Genomic DNA, 25356 nt, shown 5'->3' on the forward strand with positions numbered 1-25356 from the left:
AAATTTGTAAAATTATAATCTTCAAAGATAATCAAAATGAGCCCAAAAAACCATAAAGTACGAGTAGGAATTTCAATTGGTGACTTCAACGGCATTGGCCCGGAAATCATCATGAAATCTCTGATTGACAAAACCATTACAGATTTTTTCACTCCAGTTATTTTTGGATCGGGCAAGCTTTTTACCTATCAAAAAAATCTTTTTAAACTCAATTTAAATTTCAATTACATCACCGAAGCTTCACAAGCCCAAAACGGAAAGCTCAATATGGTGAATCTCGTAAAGGAAAATTCTAATATAGAGCTGGGAAAACCTACCGAAGAATCCACAAAAATGGCAATAGACTCATTAGAAGCTGCAACTGAAGCTTTAATGAAAGGAGAAATTGACGTTTTGGTAACCGCACCGATCAACAAAGACGAAATGGTGAAGATGGGTTTCAAACACGCAGGTCACACCGGTTATTTTGAAGAGAAATTTAATAAAAAAGGATTAATGTTTTTGGTGTCGGAAGATTTGAAGGTAGCTGTATCTACGCATCACATTCCTATTTCTCAGGTTGCTGAAAACATTTCGAAAGAAAAAATAAAAAAACAAATTCGTGCTTTAAACCAGACTTTAATTGAAGACTTTTCGATTGCAAGACCAAAAATTGCTGTTTTAGGTTTAAATCCACATTCAGGCGACGGCGGAGTAATAGGAAACGAAGAAATAGAAATTATTTCTCCTGCTATAAAAGAGCTTGCAGACAACGGAATCCTTACTTTTGGTCCTTTTCCGGCAGACAGTTTTTTTCAGCCCGCAAAATATAAAAACTATGATGCCGTTTTAGCAATGTACCACGATCAGGGATTAGCTCCGTTTAAAACGTTAGCTTATGAAGAAGGCGTAAATTATACTGCCGCTCTACCTTTCATCAGAACATCTCCCGATCATGGTGTAGCCTACGATATTGCGGGACAAAACGTTGCTGATGAGCGCAGTTTTATGGAAGCAATTTTCACGGCGATCAAAATTTTCAATAACAGAAATGACTATAAAGATTTGATGAGCAACCGCCTTCAGCCAAGGAGAATGCCTTCGGATAACGGAATCGATGAAGACCTACCAATAGAAAGTGAAATGTAAAATCTGTAAACGAATTAAAATTAATTTGTTATGAATTTTATTTGTAATATTAAAAAAAATGCATATTTTTGCACACTCATTTTATGGACAAGTTAAGAAACTACGACGTAAGCTTTTCCGGACTAAAAACCGGCAAGCACGAGTTCAAGTTTGAGATAGATAAAGAGTTCTTTCAATTATTTGACACTGATCAGGAATTTACAGATCCTAAAATTGCAGTAGATGTTTTACTTGATAAACACACTACTTTTTTAGAATTTGAAATAAAAGTAAAGGGTACAGTAGAATTGGTTTGTGATATCACCAACGAAGATTTTACCTATCCTATAGAAAACCAAATCGGTATTTTGGTGAAATTCGGGGAAGAATACGATGACAGCGAAGAAGACGTTATCACCATTCCTGCAAACGATCATGCGTTTAATATTTCACAATTGATATATGAAAACGTGGCGCTATCAATACCCATGAAAAAAGTATCACCTAATGTAAGTGATGAAGATTTGGAAATCCTGGAAAAATTCAGTCCAAAAGAAATAGAAGAAGAGCAGGAAGAGAAAAGCGATCCACGATGGGACGCACTAAAAAATTTAAAGAATAAAAATTAAATAGTTTAATGATGAGATGATGAATCTCATCGCTCATCAATTAAAAAAGTTATTACAAAATGGCACATCCAAAGAGAAGACAATCGTCTACAAGAAGAGATAAGAGAAGAACTCATTATAAAGCTGTAGTTCCTCAATTAGCAAAAGATGCAACATCAGGAGAAATGCATTTATACCACAGAGCTCACTGGCATGAAGGAAAACTATATTACAGAGGTAAAATAGTTATGGAAAAAGAAGTAGCTACTACTGAAGAAAACTAAGAGTCGTTTTTCATCGAAAAACACCCGTTTTAATACAGAAACCGCCCAATTTTTATAAAATTTGGCGGTTTTTTGTTGTTTTTTGTGTTTTTTTGGTATCTTTGACGGCAAATCAAATATCAAATTTATGGACATTAAAGACATACAGAATCTTATTAAGTTTGTATCTAAAGCTGAGGTTTCAGAAGTAAAATATAAAACTAAAGATTTCGAAATTACTATTAAAACTCCGCTTGGAGGTAATGAAGTAAGCTATGTTGCTCAGCCTGCAATGTATCAGCAAGCTCCACAACAGGTGGCTCCGGGACATGCTCCGGCTTCGGTTTCTGCATCTCCGGAAAAAACAGAAGCAGCTTCTGACGATAGTAAATATGTAACTATTAAATCTCCAATGATCGGAACTTTCTACAGAAAACCATCTCCTGACAAAGATGTTTTCATCAACGTAGGTGACGAAGTTTCAAACGGAAAAGTAGTTTGTGTAATCGAAGCAATGAAGCTATTCAACCAAATCGAATCTGAAGTAAGCGGTAAAATCGTTAAGATTTTAGTGGACGATGCTACTCCGGTTGAATACGACCAACCATTATTCTTAGTAGATCCATCTTAATTAGAAGTTAGATGTTAGACATTAGATGTTAGATTAAATTCTACATTAAAATAACATTATCTAATTTTCAAATTATCTAATTTTCAAATTGAAGAAGATGTTCAAAAAAATATTAATTGCCAATCGTGGCGAAATTGCAATGCGTATTTTACGTACTTGTAAAGAAATGGGAATCAAAACCGTTGCGGTATATTCTACTGCCGACAAAGACAGTCTTCACGTAAGATTTGCTGACGAGGCTGTTTGTATTGGTCCTGCAATGAGTAAAGATTCCTATCTTAAAATCCCTAATATTATTGCTGCTGCAGAGATTACCAATGCAGATGCAATTCACCCAGGGTATGGTTTCTTATCTGAAAATGCTAATTTCTCAAGAATCTGCCAGAAAAACGGTATCAAATTTATTGGTGCAAGTCCTGAGCAAATCGAAAGAATGGGAGACAAAGCAAACGCTAAAGCAACCATGAAAGCTGCAAACGTACCTTGTGTACCAGGTTCTGAAGGTTTAATTGAATCTTATGAGCACGCAGTAAAAACAGCAGAAGAAACAGGTTATCCCGTAATGATCAAAGCTACCGCAGGTGGTGGAGGTAAAGGGATGAGAGCTGTTTGGAAAGCTGAAGATCTTAAAGAACATTGGGAGTCTGCAATTCAGGAAGCTGTTGCAGCCTTCGGAAACGGAGGTATGTACATGGAAAAACTGATTGAAGAGCCAAGACATATCGAGATTCAGGTTGCAGGTGACCAATTTGGTAAAGCTTGTCACCTTTCTGAAAGAGACTGTTCTGTACAAAGAAGAAATCAGAAATTAACTGAAGAAACTCCTTCTCCATTCATGACTGACGAACTTCGTGAGAAAATGGGTGAAGCAGCGGTAAAAGCAGCTGAATTTATCGGGTACGAAGGTGTAGGTACCATCGAATTCCTTGTAGACAAACACAGAAATTTCTATTTCATGGAAATGAATACGAGAATTCAGGTTGAGCACCCGATTACTGAGCAGGTAATAGATTATGATTTGATCAGAGAACAAATTCTTCTGGCAGCAGGAACTCCTATTTCAGGAATCAACCATTATCCAAAATTACATTCTATTGAGTGTAGAATCAATGCGGAAGATCCTTATGCTGATTTCAGACCTTCACCGGGGAAAATCACTGGATTAAACATTCCTGGCGGACACGGGATCAGAGTTGACACTCATGTATATTCAGGATACACGATTCCTTCGAACTATGATTCTATGATTGCAAAACTTATTACAACGGCTCAAACCCGTGAAGAAGCAATTGCAAAAATGAAACGTGCTTTAGAGGAGTTTTATATTGAAGGAGTAAAAACTACGATTCCTTTCCACAGACAATTAATGGAAGATGAAGATTATCTTTCAGGTAACTATACTACAAAATTCATGGAGAGTTTTGTAATGGATAAAAAATATGATAATCACTAAGATTATTTTAAAATACATATTTAAAACCGCTTCACTTGAGGCGGTTTTTTTATGTAAAATGACTTTTATCATAAAGTAAATTTTCCCGATCTAATGATTTAATTATATTTTAGAGAAATATTTATTATATGAAAAAACTTTTCTTTTTATCATTATCTACAATGATGATGATGTCTGTCATATCTTGTTCAACAGAAACAAATGACGAATTACCAAATGAAAAAACGATAGAAAATGTTGAACACTGGGATCACATTCAGCTTACAATTACAGATTCGTCAAAGCAACTTGGAAAATACAATGCATTAGGTTATGGTTATAATGTTTTAGGTGAATATGCAAACGAAAGCTCTACAACATTAAAAATAATCGATACAGATAAATTTAAAGCAGAACATCACCAGCGTTTATCTGAAGAGGATGTATTGTCTAATGAATATACCGAAAACTATGGAGAAGATGCAGCTGCTTATTTACAAATGATTTCAAAAAAAGTTTCAGCCACTCAGCAATTTAAGGTATATGGCAAAACCATCCCGTTTTCATCAGCTATTTTAAGTAGCAAAAAATATGATCCACATTTCATTTATGGAAATTACAGTCATATCATAAAACAAAAAAGATTTAGATTGAATGAGAGTCATGAACTTTTGAGCAATTATTTAACTGCAAATTTCTCAAAAGATCTTGAGGAAAAAACAGCTGAGCAAATTGTTAAAAAATATGGCACTCATGTGGCAGTAGATATATACACAGGGTCTATTATTGATATGATCTTCCAAGCCAAAACAACCAATCCTGACCGTGCAAGCGCAGCAAGAATTGGAATAAAAACTATTGTTGGTACAGATAACGAAATTGATACTCAAGCGGCTTCAAAAAATTACGAAAAAAAATTATTTTACAAAACAAGAGGAGGAGATAAATCATTGGCTATGGCGGGAATTTTTAATCTCAAAAAAATGACCCCAACCATTAATTTTTATAATTGGCAAAGCACCTCTACAACAGAAAATGCTGTGCTAGTAGATTTCGGTGATAACGGATTAATATTTTTATATGATCTAGTTAAAGATCCCTCTAAGAAAGCTGAACTAAAGTTGTATATTGACCAATATATAAATGAAAATCAAGTTGTTCTAGAATCTTAAATCTATTTTATCATCAAAATTATTTATAGATCCGTCAGTAAAATGGCGGATCATTTTAATGCAAAACATTTAAATTTAATTTCTAAAAGATATAAAAACTGCAAGTCATAATGAGTTTGAGCAATATCTTCTAAATGATTATTTCATATCAACAATACATACTTGAATATACCTAATATTCAGCATCATTATTCTGTTGAACCATCTTATTTATTATACTTAAATTTGTAAAAAAGGAAAAAGATATGTCAACAGCAGAACAAACAAAAAACTCACAATATTTCATAGAATTAGAAGAAAAACACGGTGCTCACAATTATCATCCGCTTCCAGTGGTTTTAGATAAAGGAGAAGGTGTTTTTGTTTGGGATGTTGAAGGTAAAAGATATTACGATTTCCTTTCCGCTTATTCGGCTGTCAACCAAGGACATTCTCATCCAAAAATTGTTGATGCTTTAGTTAATCAGGCTAAAAAGCTAGCTTTAACTTCAAGAGCTTTTTACAATTCAAATTTAGGAGAATACGAGAAAAAAATCACTACACTTTTCGGATTTGATAAGGTTTTACCAATGAATTCCGGAGCTGAAGCTGTGGAAACTGCAGTAAAATTAGCCAGAAAATGGAGCTATGAAGTAAAAGGAATTTCAGAAAATGCAGCAAAAATTGTAGTTTGTGAAAATAATTTCCATGGAAGAACGACAACAATTGTTTCTTTCTCAAACGATCCTGATGCCAATAAAAACTATGGTCCTTTCACACCTGGATTTGTGAAAATTCCTTATAATGACCTTTCAGCTTTAGAAGAAGTTCTAAAAAATGATGCGCAAAATATTGCTGCATTTTTGGTTGAACCCATTCAAGGTGAAGCAGGAGTTTACGTTCCGGATGAAAATTTCTTGAAAAATGCTTTAGAATTATGCAAAAAATACAACGTTCTTTTCATTGCAGACGAAGTACAGACAGGAGTTGCAAGAACAGGTAAGCTGATTGCATGTCATCACGAAGATGTGCAACCCGATATTTTAATTTTAGGAAAAGCACTTTCCGGTGGAATGTATCCCGTGTCAGCGGTTTTGGCGAATGACGAGATTATGAATGTAATCAAGCCAGGTCAGCACGGTTCTACTTTTGGAGGAAATCCTATCGCATGTGCCGTTGCAATTGCTGCACTGGATGTAGTAGAAGAAGAAAAACTTTCTGAAAGAGCTGAAGAATTAGGAAAGTTATTCAGAAGTGAAATTGAAAAGCTTATCGAGAAATCAGATTTGATTACCAAAGTAAGAGGAAAAGGTTTGCTTAATGCAATCTTAATCAATGATACACCTGAAAGTTCTACGGCATGGAATCTTTGTTTACAATTAAAAGAAAACGGTCTTTTAGCTAAACCAACCCACGGAAACATTATCAGGCTGGCACCGCCATTGGTAATCACAGAAGAGCAATTATTAGACTGTGTGAAGATTATCGAAAAGACAATCTTAGAATTCAAAAAATAAAATCAAAATATTTTCATACTAATAACACTCTAAATCAGAGTGTTATTTTTTTATTTAGGAAATAGAACAAACGATTGTTTAACTATTAGGCTTTTTTTTCATCTAATATTAGTTAAAATACAGATGTTATGGAAAATCCGAAAATAAGTGCTTTATTAATTGTCTTTAATGAAGAAAAAAATATTGAAGAGGCTCTCAAATCGGTCGAATTTGCTGACGAGATTATTGTTTTAGATTCTTTTAGTACAGATAAAACTGTTGATATTATAAAAAATAATTATCCAAACATAAAGCTTTATCAAAACAAATTTGAAGATTTCACCAAGCAGCGTAATCTCTGCATTTCATATGCAAAAAATGACTGGATTTTGTTTTTAGATGCAGACGAGAGAATTACTCCGGAATTGAAAAATGAAATTCTAAAAGAAATTAAAAAACCGGTCACCAGAAAAGCATATTTCTTTAAGAGGAAATTCTTTTTTATGGGTGAAAAAGTAAATTATTCTGGAACACAAAATGATAAAAACATTCGTTTATTCAAAAAAGAAGTGGCTCATTATGACGAAAACAAAAGAGTTCATGAAGGATTAAGCAATCTTGACAATCCTGGAACTTTACAAAATTATCTTCTTCATTTTTCTTTTGATTCTTATGAAGCTTATTACAAAAAAGTAATTCATTACTCAAAACTCAAAGCAAAAGATTTACATGAAAAAGGAATTCCATATCAATTGATAAAACAATTATCAAAAAGTGCCTTCAGCTTCTTCAAAATGTATATTTTAAAACTTGGGATCTTAGATGGTAGAAAAGGCTTAACACTCTCCTACTTAAGTGCTTTAAGCTCTTTTAAAACTTATGAATTTTTAAAAGAAAAATATTCATAATAATTTATTTTTATCAAATATAGAATTCTGAAAATAAACTGTATTTTTGCAGCAGTAAGTCACTAATTTATGAAGCTTTCTGTAGCAATAATTACTTTTAACGAAGAAAGGATAATTGAAAAAAACCTGAATGCTGTTCACGACTTAGCCGACGAAATTATTATTGTCGACAGTTTCTCTATAGACAGTACAAAAGAAATTTGTCTAAAATTTCCCAAAGTGAAATTTATTAAGCAGAAATTCTTAGGCTTTGGCAAACAAAAAAATTTAGCGATTGAACAATGTCAATCAGAATGGATTTTATTTTTAGATTCTGATGAAATTCCTAACGAAGAACTCATCGATTCCATTCGAAGAATCGTTTCTGAACCAAAATCGCCTTTTAATGTTTACGATGTAGAATTCAACAATATTTTTTTGGGTGAAACATTGAAATACGGAGGTTGGGGAAATATAAAAAGAGAAAGACTCTTCAAAAAAGGTCACGGAAAATACTCTGAAGACATTGTACATGAAGCCTTTGTGACAACAGAAACAAAAGGCAAACTACAAGGAAAAATAAATCATTACACATACAAAGACATTTATCATCACATCGAAAAATCTAATAAATACACTTCGATGATGGCAGAAAAGATGTATAAAAATGGTAAAAAATCGAATATTTTTAAAATTCTTTTTAAGCCTTTGTTTCAATTTTTCAAATCATATTTTTTACGTTTAGGCTTTCTTGACGGTTTAGTTGGTTATTATGCAGCGGCAACAGCGGCTTTTTATACCTTTCTTAAATATAAAAAACTTCACGAAATCTATAAATTCAAATAGATATTATGATTTCGGTTCTTAAACGAATTTTAGGCTTTTCAAAAAAAGAAAGCATTCGCATCTTAATGTATCATCAGGTTTTACCACAATCAATTGCTTATAAAAATGATCTGATTGTAACTGTAGAAAATCTTGAAGAGCAACTTACTTACATCAAAAACAATTTCACAACAGTATTTTTCAAGAATTTGGAAGCCTCAAAATCGGTTGAAAACAAAATCATATTAACCTTTGATGACGGGTATCACAATAATTTGCAATATCTCATGCCGTTGCTCGAAAAACACCAATTGAAAGCGACAATTTTCATTCCTACAGAGCTTATTCAGAATAATATAAATGGAAAAGAAAGGGTATACATGAATTTTGATGAGATAAGATCTTTAAATTCAAAATTAATTGAAATAGCTCTACACAGTCATTCACATCGGAATTTTTCTCAATTAACACTACAAGAAGCCGAAACCGATCTTTTAAAAAATATTGAAATTTTAGAACAGAGTAGAATCAATTTTACAAAAGTTCTGGCATATCCTTACGGGAAATTTCCGAAAGAAAAAGAGCGTAGAAAAGAATTCTTTGAAATGCTCGAAAAAATCGGGATTACTTCTGCCATGAGAATTGGCAATAACATTGCAGCTTACCCATTTAAAAACAGATTTGAGGTTAACCGTATCGACATCAAATATGGAGACACTTTAAAAACTTTTAAAAGGAAACTTAAATTTGGTAAAACGAAACTTTAATTTAAAAGCCTTTCATACAACTTTTCGTAAGATTCAGCCATTTGTTTATAACTAAATTGCGAGGCTTTTTCTTTCAATTTTGCTTGATAATTTTCCTGATCAGCATAAAATTTTTCAATTCCTTCATTATATGTTTTTCGCATCGAGTCACCAGAAAAGTTATTAAAGTAAAAAGCCAAGTCACCACCAATTTCCGGAAGGCTGGTTAAATTGCTTAGAAAAATAGGCTTCCCAAAATACATGGCTTCAACCGGAGGAATCCCAAAACCTTCCGCCAATGAAGGATGACAATAAGATTCGCAATGTTGAAGCAAAAAGTACTTTTCGTTATTTTCAACATTTTCTAAAATATGAACTCTTTTTTCAAAACCTAGACTTTTAACTTTCTCTAGGAAACTCTCTTTATAAGCTGATTTAGCAGACGAAGTTATCAGAACCAAATCTCGATCATTATCTTTGAGAAGTTCTAATAAAACTTCCTGATTTTTTTTAGGAAAAAGCACGCCGATATTGAGTAAAAATTTTCGGTCGATAAATTCATATTTTTTTTCAGAACTAAATTTTTCGTTTTTGGGAAAAATCAGCCCGTTGTAAATAACTTCTACTTCAACGTCATTTTTCAAGGAAAATAAATGTTTATTTTTAAGGAAATCATTTTTTACAAACTCCGAAATACAAACAATAGCATCCGCATTTCCTATATTTTTCTGAACTAATTTTTTAGATTTTTCAATTTTTCTGGCAGAACTTTTATCATGCAGAAAGTTCAAATCGTGTAGCGTCACTACTTTTTTCTGGTTTGATTTTTTAGAATGAAAATAATCTGACAATTGATGCGTTACATGTATTAAGGAAAAAGACGAAGTATTTACTTTAATTTTTTTATGCCAAAATTTCCAGTTAATGATCTTAAAATCAGATTGTATTGCCGGAATATTCGTTGCCGGACCATAAAAGGTGTAATTGAAATGGCACAATTTTTCGTCTAAACCCTTGATTAAGGAAATACAGACATTTGCAATTCCCGATCTTGGGTATTTGAGTCGCTCAACATCGATGAGAATATTTTTTTTCATGAAAAAAGTGGGCATTTCCTCAAAAATAGAAATTTAAATTTTAAAATCTTTACTTTTGTTTTATGAAAATTTGTTTAATCAGTTTTGATTTTTGGCATTATGATGAACATATCGTAAATAAACTAAAAGAAAAAGGTGTAGAAGCTTACCATATCAATATTGGAGCCTTTACACACAAAAATTTTGGCGCAAGGGTAAAGAATGCGATGAGCAAAGTTTTTATCGGCAAAAATCTGAAACACGAGAAAAGACAAAATTTTATCATCGATTCTCTTAAAAATATAGGAAAACAGGATCAAATTCTGGTCATTAACCCTGAAAGCATAGAAGAGCATGTGCATGAAGTGATCAGAAAATACGCAGATCGAAATATTGCATATTTATACGACAGCATGTCGAGAAATCCGGCTCAGCATATTTTACATTTTTTTGATACCGTTTTTTCTTTTGATGATGAAGATGTGAAAGAACATGGGTTTAAAAAAATAACCAACTATAATTATCTTAAATATTGCCCTAAAGAGGAGCAAAACCCGCATCTTGATCTTTTTTACATTACCTCTTACGATACGCAGAGATTACAGAAACTCAATTTCTTAATTAATAAGATTAATGATCTAAATATCAATTTTAAAACAATTGTAGCCGGTAAGAAAAGTTGGAAAAATAAAATCACACAAATTGTTGACTCGAAAAATATTAATATCATTAAATTCAGAACCAAAAACATTCCTCAACAATCATTACCTAAATTATATAAAAATACAAAAGTAATTCTTGATCTTCAACGAGATAATCAGATGGGGCTAAGTTTCCGTATATTTGAAGCAATGGCTTTAGAAAAAAAGTTTATCACAGATAATCAAACGATTAAAAATTACGATTTTTATAATCCTGAAAATATTTTGATTCTCAATGATGATTTCAGTAATATTGAAAAGTCATTTTTTGAAACTGAATATCAAAAAGTTCCAGACGAAGTTTATCATAAATACACTTTGGACAATTGGGTGAATACTGTTTTTAATCTGAGCTAAATGACAAAAATTTCTGTTGCACTTTGTACTTATAACGGTGAAAATTTTATCCGTGAGCAGATTGATTCTATTCTTGACCAGTCATTGAAAGTAGATGAAATTGTAGTCTGCGACGACGGCTCAACAGATCAAACCAAAAACATTTTAGCTGAATACGAACAGAAGTTTCCAAATATTTTCAAAATTCATCTTAATAAAAAAAATTTGCGAAGTGTAAAAAACTTTGAAAAAGCGATCTCAATTTGTACCGGCGAAATTATATTTTTGAGCGATCAGGATGATGTTTGGGGAAAAGATAAGGTGAAAATTTTCGCTAATTTTTTCGAAAATAATAAAAACATCGATGTTGTATGCTCAAACGGATTTATTATTGATGAAAACAGTGTACAAAAAAAACATTATACAGTTTGGGACGTTCCAAAATTTTTAAGCGAAAATAAAAAAGAAATCAATTATTTTAAAATTTTTGCAACCATCGGAAATTTTGCAACAGGTGCGTCAATGGCAATCAGAAAATCATTTACTAATCAGGTTTTGCCTTTTCCAACTGTTGAAGGTTTACATCACGACGAGTGGATTGCATTGGTTTCTGCCGAACAAAAAAAGTTTGCCTTTTTAAATGAAAAACTCTTTTCCTACCGTATTCACAGCGAACAACAAGTTGGAGGAATTTGCTATTCTAAAGATGAGGCTTCTAAAAAGAAACTTATCAGCCGTTTTGATTATGATAAAAAGATTGAAATATTCAGAGATTTTAAAATAAAATTGAGAACACTTAATGATAAAGAAAGAAAGTTTTCGGCTTATCTTGAAAAAGATTTTAATGAAGATGCAAAAAGATTTTTGAAAGAAGTGCAGGATGAAAAAAACGCTTTATACCAAAAATTAAAATCTGAACATTTTATTCTTTTCCTATTCTTTAAATATTTTTACCGATGAACAGAATCCTCATCATTATGCATAACTATGCAGGAATTTCAGACCTCATCAAAAAAAACCTGGAATATCTGAATTATAACAATGTAGATTTTTTACTGTATTCTGATGAGAAATTCAGATATAAAAACTGGCGGGAGCAACTTAATAATATTTACCGAAAAACAGTTTTAGGAGACAAAAAGTATAAAGAAATTCTGAGGAAAGCCTTTATAGAAAATACTTTGAGAAAAAAGGCTAAAAGATTGCCCGAATATGAAACGATTTTGGTGATGACAACAGATTTTTTTTCGGAAGAGTTTTTGAGCATCATCAGAACCAAAACTAAAAAACTAGTCGGAAATCATTGGGACGGACTCAGCAGAACGCCAGATGTTTATCCCAAACTAAAATTCTTTGACAAGTTTTTCGTATTTGATAAAAACGATGTTGATGAAAAGAAAAATATCTTCTTCCTCACCAATTTCTTTTTTAATTTTGAGGAAAATAAAACTCAACCAATCATTAAAAATGATGTTTTCTATATCGGAACGTATGTGGAAGAGCGATTTAAAACATTAAAAGAGTTTTCAGCAATTTTAAGTCTGAAAAAAATCAGTCAAAAAATACTTCTTTTCAGTTGGGACAAAAGAGAACCTGAAGGAGAAATCAATTTCACCAATCAATTTCTAACGTACGATGAGAATATGAGCTGGGTTAAAAGTTCAAAAGCACTTTTAGATTTAAAATTAAAAGAGCATAATGGATTGTCTTTCCGGTTTTTTGAAGCGTTGAAATACGAAAAGAAATTAATTACCGATAACCCGGATGTGAAAAATTACGATTTTTACAGACAAGAAAATATATTCATCATCGGTGAAGATTCTGAAGAAAATCTGAATAATTTTATTGAAGATCCTTATCAGGAAATTCCTGCAGAAATCAAAAACAAATATAGTTTTGAAAGCTGGTTTAAAACACTTATTTCTTAAGACATGAACGAAAAAATCTCTATCATTATTCCTTATTACAAAGGTGAAAACTATATTCATGAAACTCTGCAAAGTGTTTATGATCAAACGTATCAGGATTTTGAAGTTATTATTGTAAATGATGGTTCCGAAAGATCTGCTTTAGATTTAATTGAAAAAAATATCGATTTCAAAAATTTAAAAATCATTCATCAGGACAATCAAGGCCAATCTTCTGCCCGAAATAACGGTGTAAAATCGGCTACAGGAAAATATATTCTTTTTTTGGATTGTGATGATCTTATCGACAAAAAATTTTTAGATAAAACACATCAGATTCTTTCAAAAGACAATCAAACAAGAATCTGCTACACCAAAGGAAAATTCTTCGAAAAAACAGACAAAGAATGGGTTCTTCAGCCTTTCAACACCTTTGATTTCTTAATTGAAAACTGTATTCCGATTACCGCTCTTATTTACAAAGAAGATTTTGAAAAAGTGGGTGGTTTTGATACTCAATTAAACTATTACGAAGATTGGGATTTCTGGATTTCTTTAGTTGAAATTGGTGCAAAAGTTCACAAAATTGATGAGTTTTTATTCTTTTACAGAATCAGAAATACCACAGATTCGCTTACCAATACAAGCATTGATAACAGTTCGAGGCTTTCTGATAATTTCTTTGAAATTTATAAGAAACATTATATTTTTTACAAACAAAAAGGGCTTGATTTTCACAGCATTATGAGCTTAATTCGTGAGAATAAAAAGTATAAAGCCAAATATTATGATGAATGGTACAGAAAATTGATTTACAAATTTTTTAAGCCTAAAAAATATCAGAAAATTTATAAAAATTAATTTCTGAACCCTAAATACTGAAGCATATTTTTAATATTCTGCTCTTGAGTTTCTATAGAAAATTTTGAAAGCGGTAAAAGACTGTTTTCGTGCAACGTCTGCCAAAGATTTTCATTATCGTATAACTCAAGAATTTTATCTGCAAAGTTTTGAGGATTTTCATCTGAAATTAACGCCGTTTTTGCATTTTCTAAGCTCATTCCTTCTGCACCAATTCCGGTAGTAATTACAGGTAATTTGAATTCTAAAGCCTGTCCGATTTTTCCTTTTACTCCGGCTCCGTAACGAAGTGGTGCAACAAAAACTCTGGAATTTTCAAACCAAAAATCTACGGTTTCCTGATATCCTAAAATCTGAAAGCGATCAGAATGATATTTTTCTTTCAAATCAGCAGGAAAATCTGGTCCCAAAATAAAGATTTTAATCTGATTATTTTTTGCCCAAACTAAAGGTAGAATCTGATCATGTAAAAACTTCACAGCATCAATATTTGGCAAATGATTGTAACCGCCAATGAAAAGCAAACCTTCTCTTTCAGAAAAACTCAAAGGAATATTTTCTACAGGTTTGTGAATATTACTCACCGTGAAAATTTTATCTTTTTTGACTCCGTTTTCAGAAACTGTATTTTTTTCTTCATCGCTTATAGAAATCACCGCATCTGAGATATTCATTCCCGCATATTCTTTTTCTTTGAAGAAACTTATTTCCCGTTCTCTTTCTTTGGTGACCACATCAATATAATTATTTTCGCGCTCCAATCTCAGATAATGAAGATCAACCATATCGTAAATGATTTTTTGTCCGCTTATCTTATCCTTAATTAGATTGTACCAATGATTAAATCCTAAAGGTCTGAAAATCCAGATCACATCGACGTACGACAAAGCATCCACAACCTGGTTTTCTACTTTTACAATCTTATTTTGAGCATTTACATAATCTTTGCAAATCTCAACTCCTGCGTTTTGAAAATAAGTGATATAATCGGAATCTTTAGTTTCATCAAAATGTTTAACTGCTAAAACAATATGATGTCCGTTTCTCTGAAGGATTTTTATAATTTCCATAAACCTCCTTGATCCGGAATCCTGATCTGGTTTTGGCATATTTTCTTCCAGAAAAAGAAAATTTGGAGTTTTGTAATGAGCATTATAATTGATTTTCTCGCTCTTTACATATTTTTTATTGGTAAAATAAGAATTCCAATGATCACCCAAAACTTTTCGATCAGTATTATTTTCCGCTTTAAAAGAATTATTAAAGCAAACAACTTCTGAAAGTGGATGATAATAGATGTCTTTATTTTCTTCTTTTTCCAGCTTCAAACAAAAATCAGCTTCTGCAAAATAGGGCGAAGAAAAAGTTTCGTTCAGTAGATTTAAATCTCCGTTTTCTTTGGTTTTCCTGAACAATAAACTTCCAGCGCAAAAATCTACTTTTCTTAAAAAATTAAATTGAGGAGCATCAATTGCTTCAGATTTACCAAATTCAACAATTTCAGAATTTTCACAAACCAAATTTCCTGCCTCGATTATAGTATTGTCGGTAGAAATCATTTTAGAACCAACTGAACCTACATTTTCTTTGATATTAAAAACTTCTATCAAACTTGACAAATAATTTTCCTGAACCAAAACATGAGATTCTAAAAGATAAATAAATTTCCCTTTTGCTTTTTCAATGGCAAGATTTACAGTTTGAGTTAAACCAATACTTTCTTCATGTCCGATTATAATTATTCCCTTTATTTTTTCTAAATAGTTCTGGGTTTCATCGTTACTTTTACTATTAATAACAATAATTTCTTTGAGAATATTTCGGTCAAATTTTTCAATATAATAAAGACAATTGAGCAACAGTTTCACATCATTTACATTATGAATAATAATTGAAACTTCAGAGTTTGCATCTTTGGAAAAATTAAATGGGTGACTTTTAAAAAAATCAAGATTAAGAAGATTGATGGTTAACTTTCTTCTATTTTTGATGAATTGATAATCTTTGATTTTATTTTTAAAAAATCTTTTAATTCCCATTTTAAATTTATTATTTTGTCTAAGCTTTTGCGAAAACGAATTTAAGCATTTATTTCCTCAACTTTCAAAAGACGCTCATTCTAAACAAAAATCATTAATGAATTTTTCTAATAAGAACTTATTATTTTTCTTTCCCGAAAGTCCTTTCTCCAAAAGAGCCGGAAATGTTTTGCGTACGAACACCAATCTGAAACAATTGAAGTCTTTAGGCTTGAATATTGACCTTGTAGGAGTAGAAGATTATTACAACAGTTTTGGAGATTCTCCTCAAGACATTGATTCTGCAATTATTAATGACGTTTTTGTTCTAAAAACCCAACCGCCAAAGAAAAAACTGACTTTAGAATATTGGAAATATAAAATTCAGAAAAAATTCACCAAAGAAAATTCCAATCAATACCTTACTCAATATCTGAAAGATAATTTCACTGCTCTTCTTGCTCAGAAAAAGTACGATTATATTTTTATCAATTATGAATTCTGGACAGATCTCATCCGGGATCAGGATTTAAAAGGAGCAAAAACAATTGTTGACACTCACGACTGGATTACGTTGAATGAATTTTACAACAATAAAAACCTAGATTTGGGCAAAAGATTTGGTGAAGAAATCTACAATCTTTCGCTTTATGATAAGGTCGTTACCATTTCGCAGGATGAGTATTTTATTTTCAAAAGTTTTTTGGGAGATAATGTGATTAATATTCCGCCAAGTTTTCCTGAAAATTTTGAAGACACAAACACCGAAAAAAAATATGATCTTATCTTTGTTGGCAGCGACAATCCTTTTAATATATTATCGATTAACTGGTTTATCGAAAAAGTCTTGCCTCTTCTTCCTAAAGAAATAAAAATTTGTATTATTGGAAGAATCTGTAAATACGTTCCGGATCATGAAAACATTGAAAAAGTCTTTTTTGCAGACGATTTAAACATTTATTATCATGCAAGCAAAATTGCAATTTGCCCAATGCTGAAAGGAACCGGTATTAAAATAAAAGTAGTGGAAGCAATGTCTTACGGATTACCCGTTGTTGGAACCGAAAAAGCAGTGGACGGTTTTTCAGACAAAAAAAATAACGGCTGTTTGGTAAGTGATGATGAAAAAGAATTTGCTGATATTATCAAAAGTCTTTTAAACAATTCATCAGATTACAAGAAACAAAAAGATGAAGCCATTCTTTTTTTCAAGAATAATTTCTCTGAAAAAAAATCGGTTGAGCTTTGGGAAAAAACCTTAAATTTTTAATGACATTATGCAATCACTTATTTTATTCATTAAAACATATAAACCCGATTTCGAAAGGGTACAAAAACTTCTTACGTCTATAGAAAAGTACAATAAAGAGAATATTCCGGTCGTTATATCTGTGAACGATAATGATTTTGAGTTTTTCAAAAATAATATTGCAAATTATAACGTTATTAGAGATTCAGATATCATTGAAGCCGATAGTTCGGATGGATGGAGATACCAGCAAATCATAAAAGCGCACGTTTACAAACTTAATCTCTGTAAAAATTATTTGTGTATTGATTCTGATTCAGAATTTATCCGTGATTTTTATTATTTGGACTTTCTATATGATGAAAATACGCCTTACACGATAATGCATGAATCTAAACCATTTTTGGAAACGATGGAAAATATTGGTTTAGATTCTGAAAACATTTTCTTTAAGGAAGCATTACGAGCGACTCGTCCTCTGTTTGGAAACAAAGGTAAAGAGTGGGATTACGGCCCGTCTCCATACCTTTGGAGCTGTAAAGTTTGGGAACACTTTGTAGAAGTTTATTTAAAAAATGAAAACAAAACTTTTTTAGATTTCTTCCAGGAAATAGACAAAGTTACCCCACCATCGGAATGTGTGATATATGGTGAATACCTTCTTAAAACCAGACTTATAGATCTGTATCCTATAGAAGGTTTTTTTAAAGTATATCATTATGAAAAGCAATATCAAATTGAAAAAAAATTCCATGATATTGAAAAATTTAAAAAAGTGTATTTAGGGATTATCTTCCAAAGTAATTGGCAGATAAAAAAGAAAAAATTCTTATTATTTAAATGAAAATATCAATAGTAACAGCATATTACAACCGAAAAAAACTCTTTGACACTACTCTATTAAGTATTTCAAAACAAATTGAAAATCACAAATTAGACATTGAAGTAATTGCTGTAGATGACGGTAGTGATGAAGACGAAAGACTAGAAGAACTTGCAAACAGGTATCCGTTTTTAAAAATAATCCGATTAGAAAAAAAAGACAAGTGGTATTCTAATTCTTGCATCCCATTTAATATCGGATTCAAAGAAGCAAAAGGAGATATTATTATACTACAAAACCCTGAATGTACTCATTATGGAGACATTTTAAAGTATACCTTAGCAAATATCACTAATGAAAACTATATAAGTTTTGCCTGTTTCTCTCTTGGTATAGACAGCACAGATAATATTGAAGTTTTTTTGAATGATTCAGAAAAAATGAATGCTCTTATGCAAAAAAATAGTGTAGGATATATTGGTGACGGACTAGATTGCTGGTACAATCATCCTTTTATAAATCCCAAAGGATATCATTTCTGCGCTGCAATTACAAAGGAAAACCTGCACGATCTGGGAGGATTTGATGAAAGGTTTGCGAAAGGTATAGCGTTTGATGATAACGAATTTTTATATAGAGTACGTTTAAAAGGTCTTGAAATACAAATTGTAGGAGATCCCATTGTGCTCCACCAAAATCATTACTCCAAAATATCTTATACCACAGATAAAAATCTTTTGGATGATGAGACCTATCAGGAAAGATTAAAATTAGCCGAAAGAAATCGCATCTTATTCGAATTGGTTACCAAATCTGAAAAACCCTGGCGAGCCAATTACTTTTTCGACGTTGAAAAGCATAAGGTTGAAAAAAAAATCTTAGAAAAAATAAAATCAGAAGTAAAGAAACTTTTTTAAGCTTCTTACGATAAAAATTTGAACAACAAAGCCAAAAATAAAACAAACATTTTATTTTTGGCTTTGTTTATTGATAGGAATTATTTAGAAAGACACGCATCTAATTTTTCCTTATTAAGCTGAAATTCTCTGTACTTAAACACGCCGGATTTATTGGCAATAATAGCTCCGAAATCAATTGTTTCATCATCTGTCTTCATCGGAAAAATACTAGATCTGTAGATATTCTGTTCAGCAAATGGTTTAGATAATACTTTAAAATTAAGCCCGTCTTTCGAAAATGCAAGATAAAGACTATCTGAAGTAAATTTTCTCACTTCACCTGCAGCGATGCATAAAAAATAATATCCATCTATATAAGTAGCTTGTATATGCCACGGAGCATATTCTGAATTTACTTTCGTCCAGGGCTTAGTAATGAAATTAACCACTTTACTTTGATGGAAATTTGAAAAATCTAATCCGTTTTTTGATGTTCTTCGAATAATATACGAAGGATCATCTCCCGGAAAATTTGCACTGATATTATTTTCTACCTCAAAACTTACATATTCTTGGCCATTGTAAACAATACTGGGCGACAGGATATGGTTATTTTTCGGTGAATAAGGAGGATTACTGGTGTAAACCGCTTCTAAAGGAGTCCAGGATATTCCGTTTGTAGAAGTTTGCCTTACGATAGTTCGCTGAGCATTATGTATTAATTTTTTTGAATTATTTGAGCTTTTAGCGCCTCTATTCTTCAATGCAGTTGCTTTTATAAAACATCCTCTGTAATATAACGAAAACTTACCGTTTTCAAACGTCCAATCCACATCCGACCAAAAACCATATTTAGCAGCATCTTTCTTTTCAGGGAAAATTTCATTCTTTGAAGGGGTTCTCTGTAACGGAGTTTTAACACCATTTGGACTGCTCCAGTTTATACCATCATTCGATACAACAATTGTCGGATTTTCATATCTTTCAGATTCACGAGTATTTCCCAATACCCCAAAAAAGGGAGTAAAGACCATCCAATATTTATATCCATTGAAACCATTAGGAAAATATTGTACATCAGGATGACAATATGCAAAACTAGGAGTATTAATATCTTTTATAAATGCAGCATCGTTTATTCCCGGATAATTCCCGTTGGCTGCTACATTAATATTGAGAGTTTCAATATCAGTAAGATAATTGACCAACCCACCATATTCTTTATTATTATCAGCAACGGCAGGAACATTTTCAGCAAACAAACTTTCTTCCTCTTGAGAACAACTTACAAAAAACATAAGCAAAAGCAACAAAGGCTTCAGCTTATCAATAGAGCGAGACATCTTTAGTTTAAAGTATTTTATGCTCTCTCATACTCATCATCCAGCCTCACAATATCATCTTCCCCAAAGTAAGTTCCCGTCTGTACTTCTATGAAGACAACTGGTTTTTCTGAAAGATTCATGATTCTGTGTTTAGCTCCCAAAGGGATAAAAATACTTTCACCGTAAGATAATTTTATTTCTTTATCATCCAAAATTATGGTAGCATCTCCTTCAATGATCGTCCACTGTTCCTGTCTTTTGTGGTGATACTGATATGACAGCTTTTGTCCCGGATTTACCTCAATTCTTTTCAGTTTATAATTGGGTTCGTCTGCCAATACGTAATATTTACCCCAAGGTCTTTCGCCGATTTCTAGCATAATTGATGAATTCTAAATTTATACAAATGTAAATATTAAGATTAAAAATCCCAATATAGAAAACATTAAACATCATTAAAACATTTAATTTTAAGTAAATTTGCAAAAATTTTATTTAAAATGGAGAAAGTAAGAGTCCGTTTTGCACCAAGTCCTACAGGACCTTTGCATTTGGGAGGCGTAAGAACCGCATTGTATGATTATCTTTTTGCTAAAAATCAGGGCGGCGAATTTGTATTGAGAATAGAAGACACCGATACTGCAAGATACGTTGAGGGCGCTGAAGAATACATTGAAGAAGCCTTGGAATGGTGCGGAATCATCCCCGATGAAAGCCCAAAAAAAGGCGGAAAATTTGCTCCATACAGACAATCTGAAAGAAGAGATATTTACGATAAATACACAGAGCAGATCCTAAAAACAGATTATGCTTATATCGCTTTCGACACTGCGGAAGAATTAGATGCAATCCGTGCTGAATATGAGGCTAAAGGTGATGTTTTCTCTTATGACAATAAAACCAGAAACCGCTTAAGAAACAGTCTTGCTCTTTCTGAAGAGGAAGTTCAAAAATTGTTGGATGCAAAAACACCTTACGTTGTAAGATTTAAAATGCCTGTTGACAGAACTTTAGGTTTGGTAGACATCATCAGAGGAAACTCTGCGGTAAATACAGATACTTTAGACGATAAAGTTTTGGTAAAAAACGACGGAATGCCTACTTACCATTTTGCTAATATTATCGATGATCACGAGATGGAAATTTCTCACGTTATTCGTGGTGAAGAATGGTTGCCATCTTTAGGTTTGCACACTTTATTATATGAAGCAATGGGTTGGGAAGCGCCTCAGTTCGCGCATCTTTCTTTGATTTTAAAACCTGATATTTCGACTTTAATCAATAAAGAAAACATTGATAGCATTACAAAATCTTTCACGGAAGAATTTGTAGCCAAAAACAATCAATTCTCTTTTGATGAATCGGCTACGATTATTAAATCTCTTTTCTCAGAAGTGAAAAGTCCAAGATTTAAATCTATGTTGAATGAAAATGATAAGGATAATGAAATCACTGCTTCTGTAAAACAATTTTTAAAGAAAGGACTTTCTGGAAAATTAAGCAAAAGAGACGGTGACAAATTCGGATTCCCGGTATTTCCATTAAACTTTACAGATCCTAAAACAGGAAATGTTTCAAAAGGTTATAGAGAAAGTGGTTATCTTCCTGAGGCATTTATTAATATGATTTCGCTTTTAGGCTGGTCTCCTGCTGACGATAAAGAAAATCTAACTTTGGAAGAAATGATTAAAGAATTTGATTTACATAAAGTTCATAAAGCCGGAGCTAGATTTAGTAAAGAGAAATCTGAATCACTGAATCATTATTATATCCAATTGAAATCTAATGAAGAATTATTAAATATTCTTAAAAATTCAGATTTAAATTTAAATATGGATGATGAAAAATTGTTAAAGATTATTCATCTGATGAAAGAAAGAGCAACGTTCCCGAAAGATATTTATGAAAACGGAAAGTTTTTCTTTGAAGCACCAACTTCTTACGATGAAAAAGCATCGAAAAAAGCTTGGAATGCTGAAACTTCAAATCTTTTGACAGAATTTGCTGAAAATTTAAATTCAATTGATGATTTCGTTTCTGAAAACATCAAACAGAACTTACACGATTTCGCTGAAAACAAAGGTTTAGGCATGGGTAAAGTAATGATGCCGCTTCGTTTAGCTTTGGTAGGAGAACTGAAAGGACCAGATGTTCCGGATATTTTGGAACTCATTGGAAAAGAGGAAAGTGTCGCCAGAATAAGCAATGCTGTAAATAATTTTAAATAGGTTTTCATAATTTTTCATACATTTGAAAGATTTAATTTACTTCAAGAATGGAATATTTAAGTTTCGAACTTCCTATAAAAGAGCTGATGGATCAATATCAAACATGTTCTTTGGTAGGAGAAGAAAGTGGTGTTGATGTAAAATTAGCATGCAGCCAGATCGAAGACAAGATCAGAGATACAAAAAAAGAGATCTACGGAAATCTTACACCTTGGCAAAGAGTACAGTTATCGCGTCACCCGGATCGCCCATATACTTTAGATTACATCAAAGGTATGGTAGATAAAGGAAGCTTTCTGGAGCTTCACGGTGACAGAAACTTTGCAGATGATCCTGCATTGATTGGTGGTTTGGCTACATTGGACGGTCAACGAATCATGATTTTGGGAACGCAAAAAGGGAGAACAACCAAAGAAAGACAATACAGAAGATTCGGAATGCCAAATCCTGAAGGATACAGAAAAGCTTTAAGACTAATGAAGCTTGCTGAAAAATTCAGAATTCCTGTGGTTACTTTAGTAGACACGCCGGGAGCTTATCCTGGTCTGGAAGCTGAAGAAAGAGGACAAGGTGAAGCGATTGCCAGAAATATTTTTGAAATGACGATGCTTAAAACTCCTATTTTCACTTACATTATTGGTGAAGGAGCAAGTGGCGGAGCATTGGGAATTGGTGTTGGTAACAAAGTGTATATGCTAGAAAACACTTGGTATACTGTAATTGCACCAGAAAGCTGTTCTTCAATCCTTTGGAGAAACTGGGATCACAAAGAAGATGCTGCAAATGCATTAAATCTTACTCCCGCAGATGCTTTGAGAGAAAAATTCATCGACGGAATTGTAGAAGAGCCACTTGGTGGAGCTCATTATGATCCTGAAGTTGCTTATTTAAATTTGAAAACTTCTATTTTACAGAATATTAAAGCTTTCTCAAAATTTACAGGTAAGGAACTTGAAACACACAGACAAGACAAATTTATTGCGATGGGGCAATTTAAAGGATAAAAAAAAGCGGTTAAGAATTTCTTAACCGCTTTTTTTATTTTCTATTCTCTATTCAGCAACATTCAACTGAATTTCAATATCTCTTGTTACTTTTTTGAGCGAAGAATATTTTGCATCACACACCATCGTTGTTAAAACATATTCACCTTTTTCAACCATTACAAAGTTTTGTCCGTTTGGCGGCACATCCAGGTTATAATATTTTTTACCGTTTATTTTTACAATAAGTCTGCACTTCGATTTATTTTTAATATTAATATACGCTTCATTATCGTTGGGATCATTATTGAAAAGATGAGTCAAGTAAGAAGCTGTTTTCTTGGCATCTTCGCTAGGTCCCGCTTTTTTATTCGAGCTTCCTACCGATGCATAATTCACCGTACGTGCAGGTGTTGTAGTTTTGGTATTGGAAGCTAAATCTTTATTTTTATTAAGCTCATTATTGCTTACAATTTTTTCAATTTTATTTTTGCTTAATGGTTTTATGGTAGGTTTTGCTTCTGCAGAATTATCGGCCATAATAATATCAATAAGTCTTCTTTTTAGCTTATCGTTTTTTTCATGTCCCGGATTTTGCTTAATAAACCCTGCTATAATTCTTGCTTCTGCGGTAGATTCTGCTTCTTCAATGGTGTAAATAATAACCGTTTCTTTTTCTGCAACGACTTTAGTTTTGGCTTTTTTCTTCTTTTGAGCAATGCCGAGGCTGAAAACGGAAAGGAATATGATTAGAAATAATTTTTTCATGTAAAATCTTTAAAAATTTATTAAATAAATACTATAACGTTAAAAGTCATTTTTTAGTTTATCATTAAAATCATTATCTTTGCACTGCTCAAAAATAAACTATTAAAGTTAATTACAATTTTAAATAAAAAAATAACAAATATTATGTCTTATTCACCAGCTGCTGCAGACGTAGCAAAATTAAGAAACCAAACAGGTGCAGGTATGATGGACTGCAAAAAAGCTTTAGTTGAAGCAGAAGGAGACTTCGAAAAAGCAGTTGATATCCTTAGAAAAAAAGGACAGAAAGTTGCTGCTAACAGAGCTGACAGAGATTCTTCTGAAGGTGCAGTAATCGCTAGAGTAAACGAAGATAACACATTGGGTGTTATTATTTCTTTAAACTGCGAAACTGACTTTGTTGCTAAAAACGAAGCGTTCATCGAGCTAGCTTACGAATTAGCTGAAATGGCTATTTTCGCTGCTACTAAAGAAGAATTATTGGCTACAGATTTCCACGGATTGACTGTTGCTGATAAATTGATCGAGCAAACTGGAGTTATCGGTGAGAAAATCGAGATCGGTGCATTCGAAAGAATTACAGGACCTTTCTTGGGAGCTTACATCCACGCTGGAAACAAAATCGCTGCAATCACTTCTCTTTCTGCAAAAGTAGACGGAGCTGACGAAGCTGCTAAATCTGTTTCTATGCAAGCTGCTGCTATGAACCCAATCGCTCTTGACGAAACTTCTGTTTCTCAGGAAACTATTGATAAAGAATTGGAAATCGAAAGACACAAACTTACTGAAGAAGGTAAGCCTGCAAACATTATCGATAACATCTTGAAAGGTAAAATGCAGAGATTCTACAAAGACAATACTTTGGTACACCAGGATTTCATCAAAGACAGCTCTATTTCAGTTGCTGATTACGTAAAATCTGTAAACGGAGATCTTAAGGTAACAGGATTTGTAAGAGTTAGCTTATAATAGCTTTTCAAATTTTAAAATATTAATCCCGATGAATTTTTCATCGGGATTTTTTTGTGCCTATATT

At 32.3% G+C, this 25356-nt stretch carries 25 protein-coding genes; 20 read left to right on the top strand and 5 right to left on the bottom strand.

Annotation, left to right across the window (positions count from 1 at the left end):
• Positions 1-36: 36 nt before the first annotated feature.
• The 10 genes from pdxA (at position 37) to OH814_RS15840 (ending at position 9167) form a co-directional block, all read left to right on the top strand.
• Positions 37-1128, top strand: coding sequence for a 4-hydroxythreonine-4-phosphate dehydrogenase PdxA (pdxA, locus tag OH814_RS15795; RefSeq protein ID WP_308828819.1), 1092 nt, complete (start codon positions 37-39; stop codon positions 1126-1128).
• Between the two features lie 83 nt (positions 1129-1211).
• Entirely contained in the window at positions 1212-1736 is a 525-nt protein-coding gene (locus OH814_RS15800) for a DUF177 domain-containing protein (RefSeq protein ID WP_076560317.1), read from the top strand.
• 59 nt (positions 1737-1795) lie between these two features.
• Entirely contained in the window at positions 1796-1999 is a 204-nt protein-coding gene (gene rpmF / locus OH814_RS15805) for a 50S ribosomal protein L32 (protein ID WP_076560319.1), read from the top strand.
• A gap of 127 nt (positions 2000-2126) precedes the next feature.
• Positions 2127-2609, top strand: a complete 483-nt coding sequence (accB, locus tag OH814_RS15810; RefSeq protein WP_115621059.1) for an acetyl-CoA carboxylase biotin carboxyl carrier protein — start codon at positions 2127-2129, stop codon at positions 2607-2609.
• A 97-nt stretch (positions 2610-2706) separates the two neighbouring features.
• Positions 2707-4062, top strand: coding sequence for an acetyl-CoA carboxylase biotin carboxylase subunit (accC, locus tag OH814_RS15815; protein ID WP_076560323.1), 1356 nt, complete (start codon positions 2707-2709; stop codon positions 4060-4062).
• 128 nt (positions 4063-4190) lie between these two features.
• Entirely contained in the window at positions 4191-5213 is a 1023-nt protein-coding gene (locus OH814_RS15820) for an MAC/perforin domain-containing protein (RefSeq protein WP_308828820.1), read from the top strand.
• Between the two features lie 245 nt (positions 5214-5458).
• The gene (gene rocD / locus OH814_RS15825; RefSeq protein ID WP_308828821.1) at positions 5459-6709 is read left to right on the top strand and encodes an ornithine--oxo-acid transaminase; all 1251 of its coding nucleotides are present in this window, start codon (positions 5459-5461) and stop codon (positions 6707-6709) included.
• A gap of 128 nt (positions 6710-6837) precedes the next feature.
• Positions 6838-7596, top strand: a complete 759-nt coding sequence (locus OH814_RS15830) for a glycosyltransferase family 2 protein (RefSeq protein ID WP_308828822.1) — start codon at positions 6838-6840, stop codon at positions 7594-7596.
• A 69-nt stretch (positions 7597-7665) separates the two neighbouring features.
• Positions 7666-8421 (top strand): glycosyltransferase family 2 protein, encoded by a 756-nt coding sequence (locus OH814_RS15835; RefSeq protein WP_308828823.1) that lies wholly within the window; start codon positions 7666-7668, stop codon positions 8419-8421.
• Between the two features lie 5 nt (positions 8422-8426).
• Positions 8427-9167, top strand: coding sequence for a polysaccharide deacetylase family protein (locus OH814_RS15840; RefSeq protein WP_308828824.1), 741 nt, complete (start codon positions 8427-8429; stop codon positions 9165-9167).
• Here OH814_RS15840 and OH814_RS15845 read toward each other — a convergent pair.
• Entirely contained in the window at positions 9164-10243 is a 1080-nt protein-coding gene (locus tag OH814_RS15845) for a glycosyltransferase family 1 protein (protein WP_308828825.1), read from the bottom strand. The genes OH814_RS15840 and OH814_RS15845 overlap by 4 nt on opposite strands.
• A gap of 62 nt (positions 10244-10305) precedes the next feature.
• Between OH814_RS15845 and OH814_RS15850 the strand changes: the two genes are divergently transcribed.
• Genes OH814_RS15850 through OH814_RS15865 form a run of 4 tightly spaced genes read left to right on the top strand, consistent with a single transcriptional unit; the run spans position 10306 to position 14027 of the window.
• Positions 10306-11280 carry a hypothetical protein gene (locus OH814_RS15850; protein ID WP_308828826.1) on the top strand — a complete coding sequence of 325 codons (975 nt, stop codon included), beginning with the start codon at positions 10306-10308 and terminating at the stop codon, positions 11278-11280.
• Positions 11281-12219, top strand: coding sequence for a glycosyltransferase family 2 protein (locus tag OH814_RS15855; RefSeq protein ID WP_308828827.1), 939 nt, complete (start codon positions 11281-11283; stop codon positions 12217-12219).
• On the top strand, positions 12216-13187 hold the full coding sequence (locus OH814_RS15860) for a hypothetical protein (protein ID WP_308828828.1): 972 nt from the start codon (positions 12216-12218) through the stop codon (positions 13185-13187). Before OH814_RS15855 ends, OH814_RS15860 begins: the two co-directional genes overlap by 4 nt.
• Before the next feature lie 3 nt (positions 13188-13190).
• Positions 13191-14027: a glycosyltransferase gene (locus OH814_RS15865; RefSeq protein WP_308828829.1), complete on the top strand. Its 837-nt coding sequence runs from the start codon at positions 13191-13193 to the stop codon at positions 14025-14027.
• Here the strand turns inward: OH814_RS15865 and OH814_RS15870 are convergent.
• Positions 14024-16066, bottom strand: a complete 2043-nt coding sequence (locus OH814_RS15870; protein WP_308828830.1) for a glycosyltransferase — start codon at positions 16064-16066, stop codon at positions 14024-14026. The two genes, OH814_RS15865 and OH814_RS15870, sit on opposite strands and share 4 nt — an antisense overlap.
• Before the next feature lie 97 nt (positions 16067-16163).
• Here OH814_RS15870 and OH814_RS15875 point away from each other — a divergent pair, with 97 nt between their 5' ends.
• Genes OH814_RS15875 through OH814_RS15885 form a run of 3 tightly spaced genes read left to right on the top strand, consistent with a single transcriptional unit; the run spans position 16164 to position 19034 of the window.
• Positions 16164-17315 carry a glycosyltransferase gene (locus OH814_RS15875; RefSeq protein ID WP_308828831.1) on the top strand — a complete coding sequence of 384 codons (1152 nt, stop codon included), beginning with the start codon at positions 16164-16166 and terminating at the stop codon, positions 17313-17315.
• Positions 17316-17322: 7 nt separating this feature from the next.
• Positions 17323-18138, top strand: a complete 816-nt coding sequence (locus OH814_RS15880) for a DUF6492 family protein (RefSeq protein WP_308828832.1) — start codon at positions 17323-17325, stop codon at positions 18136-18138.
• Positions 18135-19034, top strand: coding sequence for a glycosyltransferase (locus tag OH814_RS15885; RefSeq protein WP_308828833.1), 900 nt, complete (start codon positions 18135-18137; stop codon positions 19032-19034). The genes OH814_RS15880 and OH814_RS15885 overlap by 4 nt, the downstream gene beginning before the upstream one ends.
• Before the next feature lie 80 nt (positions 19035-19114).
• On the opposite strand, the gene OH814_RS15890 is transcribed toward OH814_RS15885, so the two are convergent.
• Positions 19115-20359 (bottom strand): hypothetical protein, encoded by a 1245-nt coding sequence (locus tag OH814_RS15890; protein WP_308828834.1) that lies wholly within the window; start codon positions 20357-20359, stop codon positions 19115-19117.
• A 17-nt stretch (positions 20360-20376) separates the two neighbouring features.
• Positions 20377-20721 carry a phosphomannose isomerase type II C-terminal cupin domain gene (locus OH814_RS15895; RefSeq protein WP_123886749.1) on the bottom strand — a complete coding sequence of 115 codons (345 nt, stop codon included), beginning with the start codon at positions 20719-20721 and terminating at the stop codon, positions 20377-20379.
• Between the two features lie 120 nt (positions 20722-20841).
• On the opposite strand from OH814_RS15895, the gene gltX reads away from it, so the two are divergent.
• Entirely contained in the window at positions 20842-22569 is a 1728-nt protein-coding gene (gene gltX / locus OH814_RS15900) for a glutamate--tRNA ligase (protein ID WP_308828835.1), read from the top strand.
• A 47-nt stretch (positions 22570-22616) separates the two neighbouring features.
• Entirely contained in the window at positions 22617-23573 is a 957-nt protein-coding gene (locus OH814_RS15905) for an acetyl-CoA carboxylase carboxyltransferase subunit alpha (RefSeq protein WP_076560357.1), read from the top strand.
• Positions 23574-23621: 48 nt separating this feature from the next.
• Here the strand turns inward: OH814_RS15905 and OH814_RS15910 are convergent, their stop codons facing one another.
• Positions 23622-24320, bottom strand: coding sequence for a DUF6759 domain-containing protein (locus OH814_RS15910; RefSeq protein WP_308828836.1), 699 nt, complete (start codon positions 24318-24320; stop codon positions 23622-23624).
• 144 nt (positions 24321-24464) lie between these two features.
• On the opposite strand from OH814_RS15910, the gene tsf reads away from it, so the two are divergent.
• Entirely contained in the window at positions 24465-25289 is an 825-nt protein-coding gene (tsf, locus tag OH814_RS15915) for a translation elongation factor Ts (protein WP_076560361.1), read from the top strand.
• Positions 25290-25356: the final 67 nt, after the last annotated feature.

The sequence above is a fragment of the Chryseobacterium sp. CFS15 genome (assembly GCF_031118795.1).
GTDB classification, from domain to species: Bacteria; Bacteroidota; Bacteroidia; order Flavobacteriales; family Weeksellaceae; genus Chryseobacterium; species Chryseobacterium indoltheticum.